Origin of the sequence: Hydrogenophaga sp. (assembly GCF_022844385.1) — a bacterium.
GTDB lineage: Bacteria > Pseudomonadota > Gammaproteobacteria > Burkholderiales > Burkholderiaceae_C > Hydrogenophaga.
In genome coordinates this window covers 3,190-11,641 of sequence record NZ_JALHLX010000075.1, presented here as the reverse complement: position 1 = coordinate 11,641, position 8,452 = coordinate 3,190, and the positions used below count along the sequence as shown (strand labels likewise).

General features: G+C 65.9%; 5 protein-coding genes. 2 read left to right on the top strand and 3 right to left on the bottom strand.

The features are described 5' to 3' along the window. Positions 1–134 precede the first annotated feature (134 nt). Positions 135–3,113, bottom strand: a complete 2,979-nt coding sequence (locus Q0C59_RS12815; RefSeq protein ID WP_291216102.1) for an EAL domain-containing protein — start codon at positions 3,111–3,113, stop codon at positions 135–137. 245 nt (positions 3,114–3,358) lie between these two features. Here Q0C59_RS12815 and Q0C59_RS12810 point away from each other — a divergent pair, with 245 nt between their 5' ends. Together Q0C59_RS12810 and Q0C59_RS12805 are read left to right on the top strand one after the other, a co-directional pair. Further along, positions 3,359–3,664 carry an RNA-binding protein gene (locus Q0C59_RS12810; RefSeq protein ID WP_291216099.1) on the top strand — a complete coding sequence of 102 codons (306 nt, stop codon included), beginning with the start codon at positions 3,359–3,361 and terminating at the stop codon, positions 3,662–3,664. 120 nt (positions 3,665–3,784) lie between these two features. Then, complete coding sequence (locus tag Q0C59_RS12805; protein ID WP_291216116.1) at positions 3,785–5,599, top strand: carboxyl transferase domain-containing protein; 1,815 nt, start codon at positions 3,785–3,787, stop codon at positions 5,597–5,599. Between the two features lie 18 nt (positions 5,600–5,617). Here the strand turns inward: Q0C59_RS12805 and Q0C59_RS12800 are convergent, their stop codons facing one another. Both Q0C59_RS12800 and Q0C59_RS12795 read right to left on the bottom strand, forming a co-directional pair. Beyond that, positions 5,618–6,103 carry a response regulator gene (locus Q0C59_RS12800; RefSeq protein ID WP_291216096.1) on the bottom strand — a complete coding sequence of 162 codons (486 nt, stop codon included), beginning with the start codon at positions 6,101–6,103 and terminating at the stop codon, positions 5,618–5,620. Further along, positions 6,100–8,452 (bottom strand): PAS domain S-box protein (locus Q0C59_RS12795; RefSeq protein ID WP_291216094.1); only part of this gene is annotated, 2,353 nt, incomplete at its 5' end. The genes Q0C59_RS12800 and Q0C59_RS12795, both read right to left, overlap by 4 nt.

Here is an 8,452-nt window from a genome sequence, read left to right as displayed (position 1 = left end):
ATGGGTTGTGCGCCGCTGGTGGACCTGTTCGGCGAACACTTCATCCAGACCTACAGCGCGATCAAGGAAACCGAGTACCGCGAGTTCTTCGACGTGATCAGCCCGTGGGAGCGCCGCTTCCTTCTGTTGCACGTTTAGGAAAGCACCAGCATCCCGGCAGTCGGGTTTTGCAGCAGGGCGTCGAGCGCCTCGATCGGCAGGGGTTTCGAGAACAGGTGCCCCTGGAACTGGTCGCAGCCCTGGTAGGCGAGAAAGTCGCGCTGCTCCTGCGTCTCCACACCCTCGGCCACCACCTGCAGGCTCAAGCTCTGCGCCAGCGAGATGATGGCGCGCGAGATCGCGGCGTCGTTGGGGTCGGTCAGCACATCGGCCACAAAGCCCTTGTCGATCTTGAGCTGGTCCAGCGGCAGGCGCTTGAGCACCGAGAGTGAGGAGTAGCCCACACCGAAGTCGTCGAGCGAGAGCGTCACACCCAGTGCCTTGAGCATGCCCATCTTGCCGATCGTGATCTCCATGCGGTCGGCCAGCAAGCTCTCGGTGAGCTCCAGCTTGAGGCGGTGCGGCCGGATGCCGGTGCGCTGAATGGCCGCCATCACCATGTCCACGAAATCGGGGTGGCGGAACTGGCGCACGCTCACGTTCACCGCGATGCTCAGGCTGGAGGTCTGTGGCCGGTCCGCCCAGGCGGCAAGTTGTTCGCAGGCGGTCTCCAGCACCCACTGGCCCAGTGGCAGGATGAGGCCGGTGTCCTCGGCCACGGGAATGAAGTCGGCCGGAAACACCAGGCCGCGTTCCGGGTGCTGCCAGCGCACCAGGGCCTCCACGCCGGTGATCACACCGACCCGGTCCACCTGCGGCTGGTAGTGCACCACGAACTGCGCCTCGCGCAGGGCCGCGCGCAGGTCGGAGCTCACCGTGGCGTTGGCGCTCACCGTGGCCTGCATGCCGGGGTCGAAGAAACACACCGTGTTGCGTCCCAGCGATTTGGCCTGGTACATCGCGAGATCGGCCTGCTTGAGCAACTCGCCCACGTCGTTGTGGTCGCCACAGAACGAGGTCACGCCGATGCTCGGGGTCGCGAACTGCTGGTGGCCGGTGAGCTGGAACGGTTCGCGCAGCGTGTGCAGCACTTTTTCGGCCAGCGCGCGCGCCTTGTACGCGGCGGCTTCGGGGTCGGTGCTCAGGTCGTCCACCATCACCACAAACTCGTCACCGCCCAGGCGCGCCACCATGTCGGTTTTGCGCACGCTGCGTGTCAGGCGTGAGGCCACCTTCTGCAGCAGCTGGTCGCCCATGTGGTGTCCCAGCGTGTCGTTGAGCACCTTGAAGTTGTCCAGATCGATGAACATCAGCGCGCCGTGCTGGCCCGAACGTGCGCTGGCCGCCAGCGCCTGTTGCAGCCGGTCCAGCAGCAGCTGGCGGTTGGGCAGGTCGGTGAGCGCGTCGTAGAAGGCCAGGTGGCGGATCATGTCTTCAGCGGTCTTGCGCTGCGTGATGTCGCGCCCCACCGCCACCCAGTGCGTCACCTCTTCGGCATTGGCCTGCACCGACACCACCTCCAGCTCGACCCAGAACAGCGCGCCGTTCTTGCGCCGCACCATCAGCTCGGTGCGGGCCTGCTGGTTTTGCTGCAGGCCCGCGGCCAGCGCCTTGAGCTTGGTGATGGCCGGGTCGAGTTCAAGCAGCATGCGCGGCGTCTGACCCAACACCTCGGCGCGTGTGTATCCGGTGTGCTGCTCGAAGGCGTCGTTGACGAACACGATGCGCGGCTCCTGCGCACTGGCACCGGTCTCGGCAATGGCCACGATGTCGTTGAGCCGGGACACGCTGGTCTCCAGCAGCATCAGCTGCTCTTGCGAACGCCGGCGCTCGGTCACGTCCCGGAAGTACACCGCCAGACCTTCGGCAAACGGGTAGGCGCGCACCTCCAGCCATTTGCCCAGCGAGGGGAAAAAATCCTCCAGCTCCACCCGGCGGTTGGTGTTGAGCGAGCGGGTGAGCTTTTCCTTGAGGCGCTCGGCCAGGCCACCGGCGAAGTCTTTCCAGACCTCTTCGCCCAGCAGGTCGGCGGTGGTCTTTTGCAGCAGCCGTTCGCTCTCCTGGTTGAGGTAGGTGAAGCAGCACTGCCGGTCCAGCGTGACGAAGGCCTCGGTGATGCTGGCCAGCGTGGTGGTCAGGCGCATCGCCAGGCGCAGCGTGTCCTGCTGGGCCTGTTTCTGGGCCGAAATGTCCTGGATCGCGCCCTGAATGCGCAGGATGTTGCCGTCCTTGTTGCGCACCGCGGTGCCCACCGTGCGCACCCATTTGGGCGTGCCACCCTCCACCATGATCTGGATCTCTTCGTCAAAGCCCTCGCCGCTGACCGCGCAGCGCTCCAGGCGCTGGCGGATGCCGCTGCGCCATTCCGGGTTGTAGCGCTGCACCATGGAGTCGAGCGAGACCACATGGTGGTGGTCGGGCAGGCCCAGGATGGTGGCGAATTCGTCCGAGTGCGTGACCAGCCCGGTGGACACCTGCATCGACCAGCTGCCGGCGCCCGCTGTGTGCTCGGTGAGGTTGAGGCGGCTCTCGCTCTCGCGCAGCACGTTCACGTTGTACTGCTCGCTGACCTCGCAGCGGCGCCACAGCGCGAGCACCTCGGCTGCATGTGCAGTCAACAGGGTCAGTGTGGTGCCGGTCGTGGGCTGGTGCGGTTGGGCTGCCGGGTCCAGCAGCAGCAAGGCCAAGTCCGACTGGCCGCCCATGGGCGCCACTGGCAACCAGTGGGCATGGCGCATGCTGGCCCACTCGGTGCCCGCTGCCACGTCGTCGCGCTCGTGCTGTGCGCCCAGATCGTCCACATGCGTTTCCCGGCTGCGGTCCGGGAACGCTCTTGCGCAGTACTGAGCCGCACTGGCCGCGGTCTCACCGGAGGTGCCGTGTACCCCCAGCACCACCGGTGGCCATTGGGTGGTGTCCAGCACCACGGCCGCGGCGCAGCCCCCCAACTGGGCGGCCAGTTGTGCCAACTGATGGAAACCAGAGAAGTCCCGGGCGCTCGACCACGTGCCCGTGGCCTCGAAGTCGGTTTCTTTGGTCAGCGCGCTGCGGGGTGTGGGAGATCCGTTTCGCATGGAGGTCGGGTCCGGTGGTTTGGGTGGTCGACAAAGTGAGCGTTGTCATGCAACGCACACACTGTGCGGGCATGCTTCACACCCGGAACGTGATCAACATCACAAGAGCGGCGGTCAGTCCGCGAATTTGTAACAAACCACTGGATTTTCGTTACTTCTGTTCTACCATGGCGTTCCGCTGAAGGGAGCCCATGCCCGCAGCGGCGCACGAATGCGATGACGGAAACGAACTGGGAGAGTCGATTGTGAGCACACTTGCAGAACTCAGGCAACACAGCGATGTGCCGAGCCTGAAATCCGCGCTGCACCAGCTGTGCAGCGAGTTCGGTCGCATCACGCGTCTGGACATCCTCACCGCCATGCACGAAGGCACAAAGCAGGCCATCTGCTTCCTCCGCATGGAGCGCCCCGAACAGGAGCAACAGCTCATGAAGAGCCTGGGTGTCGGGCGTTTTGGTGGCGAGGTGGTCTTCGTACTGAACCTCAACACCCCTGTCACCGCCGACGACTTCGGACCTTCGTCCCAGTGGGCCGACTCTGACATCTACTGAAGCCGCTTCGCGCTTCCCCCGAAACAGGCCCTTTCCAGGGCCTGTTTTGTTGTGTGCCGACCTGTCGCGCCATCGACCGTGATCACGGCCCACGCGGCGCAGAATCCGGCCATGAACACCTTGCGCGCTCCTTTGCAGGCCCGGATTGTTGAATGGCTGGTGACCCCGGGCGATGCGGTGCGCCGCGGCGACGTGCTGGTGGTGCTGGAAGCCATGAAGATGGAACACGAGCTGCGTGCCGAAGCCGACGGACGTGTGCTGGCGCTTTTGCTGGCCTCGGGCGAGCCCGTGCAGCTGGGCGAAGCGTTGCTGCACCTGGAGCCGCTGGCGCTTGCTGTGGATGCCACCTCTGCCCCCTCCGTGGCACCGGAGCGCAGCAGCGACCGGGTGCGCCCCGACCTGCAGGCCTTTCGCGAGCGCGAGGCGTTCACGCGGGACGCGGCCCGGCCCGAGGCGGTGGCGCGCCGCCACGCGCTGGGTCTGCGCACGGCGCGCGAGAACATTGCCGACCTGTGTGACCCGGACAGTTTCATGGAGTACGGTGCGCTTGCGGTGGCGGCACAGCGCAGCCGCCGCAGCGAGCAAGACCTGATCGCGAACACGCCGGCCGATGGCATGGTCACCGGCATCGGCGCTGTCAATGGCGCGCTGTTCGACCCCGAGCGGTCACGCACCGTGGTGCTCGCTTACGACGCCACGGTGCTCGCCGGCACGCAGGGCATGCGCAACCATCAGAAAACCGACCGCTTGCTGGGCATTGCGCTGGCGCAGAAACTGCCCGTGGTCTTGTTCGCCGAAGGCGGCGGCGGTCGACCGGGCGACATCGACATGCCCATCGTCGCGGGCCTGCACGTGGGCACCTTCGCCGCCCTGGCCCGGCTCTCGGGCGAGGTGCCGGTGGTGGGCATCGTGGCCGGGCGCTGCTTTGCGGGCAATGCCGCGTTGCTGGGCTGCAGCGACGTGATCATCGCCACGCGCGGCAGCAACATCGGCATGGGGGGTCCGGCCATGGTCGAGGGTGGGGGACTGGGGACCTTCCGGCCCGAGGACATCGGGCCGAGCGAGGTGCAGCACGCCAACGGGGTGATCGACGTGCTGGTGGACGACGAGGCCCAGGCCGTGTCGGCTGCACGGCATTGCCTGTCGTTCTTCCAGGGGCGGCTGGCCAACGGGACGGCGCCCGACAGCGCAGCACTGCGCGACGCTGTGCCCGAGAACCGCCTGCGCAGCTACGACACACGCACTGTCATGCAGGGCCTGGTGGACGAGGGCAGCCTGCTGCCGCTGCGTACTGGCTTTGGTGCGGGCATCCACACCGCGCTGGCGCGCATCGAAGGGCGCGCGGTCGGTCTGATGGCCAACAACCCGCTGCATCTGGGTGGCGCCATCGATGCCGATGCGGCCGACAAGGCGGCGCGATTCATGCAGCTGTGCAACGCCCACGGCCTGCCCATCGTGAGCTTGGTGGACACCCCCGGTTTCATGGTGGGGCCGGCGGCAGAGGCGCAAGCGCAGGTGCGGCACGTGGGCCGGTTGTTCGTGACGGCTGCAAAGCTGCGCGTGCCGTTCTTTGCCGTGGTGCTGCGCAAGGGCTATGGCCTGGGCGCCATGGGCATGACGGCCGGCGGCTTTCATGCGCCGGTGTTCACCGTGGCCTGGCCCACCGGCGAGTTTGGTGCCATGGGGCTGGAAGGCGCGGTGCGGCTGGGTTATCGCAAGGAGCTGCAGGCGGTGGCCGAGGGTGCAGAGCGCGACGCCCTGTTTGATCGCCTGCTGGCGGAGCAGCACGCCAAGGGCTCGGCCGAGCAGATGGCCACGACGCTGGAGATCGATGCCGTGATCGACCCGGCGCACACGCGGCACTGGCTGGTACAGGGGCTGGCAGGCGCCAAGGTGGGGGAGCCGTCGGCCACCCGCTTCATCGACACCTGGTGACCAGGGGCTGGCGCTGCCTCAGATCAGGTCGCCAAAGCCGGTGTTGCGCACCGTGGCATTGGCGGTTTGCGGGGCGGTCTGGTTGATGTTGATCCAGAACTCGCACACGTGCTTCATGGCACTGAGGAACTGCGAGAACTCGGTCGGCTTGGCGATGTAGGCGTTGGTGCCGGCATCGTAGGCGCGCAGCAGGTCGCTGGGTTCGGTGGACGAGGTGAGCACCACCACCGGGATGTTGTGCAGCAGGTCGCTGCCCTTGATTTCCTTGAGCACGCCGATGCCGTCAAGCAGCGGCATCTTGAGGTCAAGCAGGACCAGCACGGGATTGCTGCCGGAGCGGTTGGTGAAGCCGTTGCGCCGGTGCAGGTAGTCCAGCGCCTGCATGCCGTCGGACACGTGGGTGACGCGGCCGTCCAGGCCGTGGCGCGAGAGCGCCAGTTTCGTCAGCTCGGCGTCGTCGGGGTTGTCTTCGACCAGGAGAATCGCGTCGGCATTTTTGCTCATGATTCCAGGGGGGCAGGCATCGAATCCAGTGTGGCATCCGAAAAACCAGGGCCCTCAAAAGGTAGGGAGAAGTAGAAAACGCTGCCGATACCGAGTTCGCTTTCGGCCCAGATGCTGCCGCTGTGCCGCTCGATGATGCGCCGTGTGAGTGCAAGACCGATGCCCGTGCCTTCAAATTCCGAGGCCCTGTGCAATCGCTGAAACACGCCAAACAGCTTCTGCGCGTATTTTGTGTCGAAACCCACGCCATTGTCACGGACAAAGAAGGTGTAACCCACCACCGGGTCGACACTCCAGCCCACCTCGATGCGCGATCGTTCACGTGGCCGGCTGTATTTGTAGGCATTCCCCAACAGGTTGGCCCAGACCTCGCGCAGCAGCAGGGCGTCGCCCTGCACCACCGGCAGGTCGGACGCGATCACCCAGTCCACCACGCGGCCTTCGGTGTCGTGCCCGATCTGGGCCACCACCGCTTCGACCAGCAACTGGAAGTCCACCGGCGTCACGTTGACCGCGGCCCGACCCAGGCGCGAAAACGCCAGCAGGCCGTCGATGAGCTGGCTCATGTGGCGGGCCGAATTGCCAATCGTGCTGAGGTAGCGCGCGCTCACCTCGTCGCACTGGCTGCCCATGTGTTCTTCGAGCAGGCTCACAAAGCTGGAGATGTGGCGCAGCGGCGAGCGCAGGTCGTGCGAGACCGAGTACGAGAAGGACTCCAGGTCCTTGTTGGCCGCGAGCAGCTGCTCGGTGCGCTCGACCACGCGGTTTTCCAGCTCGTCGTTGATGTTGCGCATCAGGTCGTCAAGCCGTTTGGCGTCGGTCATGTCGCGGTTGATCTTGGCAAAGCCGCGCAGCTCGCCACTGTCGTCGCGCAGGGCGATCAGCACCGAGTGCGACCAGTACTGTGTGCCGTCCTTGCGCATGTGCCAGTTGTGCAGCTCGTGCTGGCCGCGCGAGGCTGCCAGGCGAAGCATCTGGTCGGCGCGTACCTTGCCGTGCTCCGGGTTGGCCGGGTCGAACAGCACGCCGTAGTGGCGGCCCAGCATTTGCGTGGGTGAGTAGCCGTCCATGCGCTGGGCGCTGTCGGTCCAGTCGGTGATCAGGCCGTCGGCATCCATGAAGAAGATGCAGTAGTCGCGCAGGTTGTCCACCATCAGGCGGAAACGCTGCTCGGCCTCCAGCAACTCGGCCGATCGCTCGCGGATGCGCACTTCCAGCTCTTCGTTGAGGTTGCTCACCCGCTCTTCGATCAGTTTGCGCTCGGTGATGTCGATGATCTGGACGAACAGGCCACGGACCTGGCCGTCCTGCACATCGGGCAAATAGCGGGCGCTGACAAAAATGTGTTTGCCCCCCAGAGCCGGCCGCCAGGTGGTGAAGTGCTGCTCCTCACCGGTCAGCGCCGCTTCCATGCGGGGCTGGATGTCGGACCAGACTTCCGGCAGCACGCACTGGCTGATGTGCTGGCCCATGATGCGCTGCGGGTCCAGGCCGTAGACGCGCAGGTGTTCGGCGTTGGCAAACCGGAATCGAAGCCCGGCGTCCAGGTAAGCGATCAGGCCCGGCACGTGGTCGGTGATGGTCTGCAGGAAGCGCTGGTTGTCGCGCAGGGAGATCTCGGCCGCCTTGCGGTGCGTGATGTCCACCACCGTGGTGTTGCTGCGCAGGAAACCCCCGTCCTTGTCGCGCACCGCCGACGAGGACAGCAGCGCGTGAAAGGTGCTGCCATCGCGCCGGCGCATCCGGTACTCCACGCCTTCCAGCGCATCGTCCTGAAGGATCTTGCGCTTGCGGGCTTCGAGCAGGGGCACGTCGGAGGGCGGGATGACGTCGCGAAAATTCAGCTTGCCCACCACCTCGTCGCGGCTGTAGCCCAGCCACCCCAGCTCGGTGTCGTTGATCGACACAAAGGTGCCTTGGATGTCCAGCGAGTGGTAGCCGCAGGGTGCCTGGTTGTAGAGCGCCTGTGCCTGGCTCAGGGCCTGGTTGAGCTGGCAGTTGGCGTGGCTGACCAGGTCTTCCGACGCCTTGCGCTCGGTGATGTCGAGCATCTGGATGAACAGGCCGGCGACCTCACCGTCAAGCCAATAGGGGGTGTAGTCGATGCTGGCGTAGAACGCATTGCCGTCGGGAAACGCACGCTCCCCTTCGAACCGCTGGGCCACGCCGGCCAGCGCGCCTTCCAGGCGAGGGCGCGCAGCTTCAAAGTCTTGCGGGCGCGCAATCTGGTTCAGGTGCAGCCCCACGAGCTGTTCGGGTGTGCCGTTGAGCCAGCGAGCATAGCTGGCGTTGGCAAAGCGGCAGATGAGCTTGGTGTCGAAGAACGCCAGCTGCACCGGCACGCTGCTG

Bases quoted from the DNA above. Each gene is read 5' to 3' on its own strand.
- Q0C59_RS12815 (WP_291216102.1), bottom strand. From the start codon at position 3,113: ATGCGAAACGGATCTCCCACACCCCGCAGCGCGCTGACCAAAGAAACC.
- Q0C59_RS12800 (WP_291216096.1), bottom strand. From the start codon at position 6,103: ATGAGCAAAAATGCCGACGCGATTCTCCTGGTCGAAGACAACCCCGAC.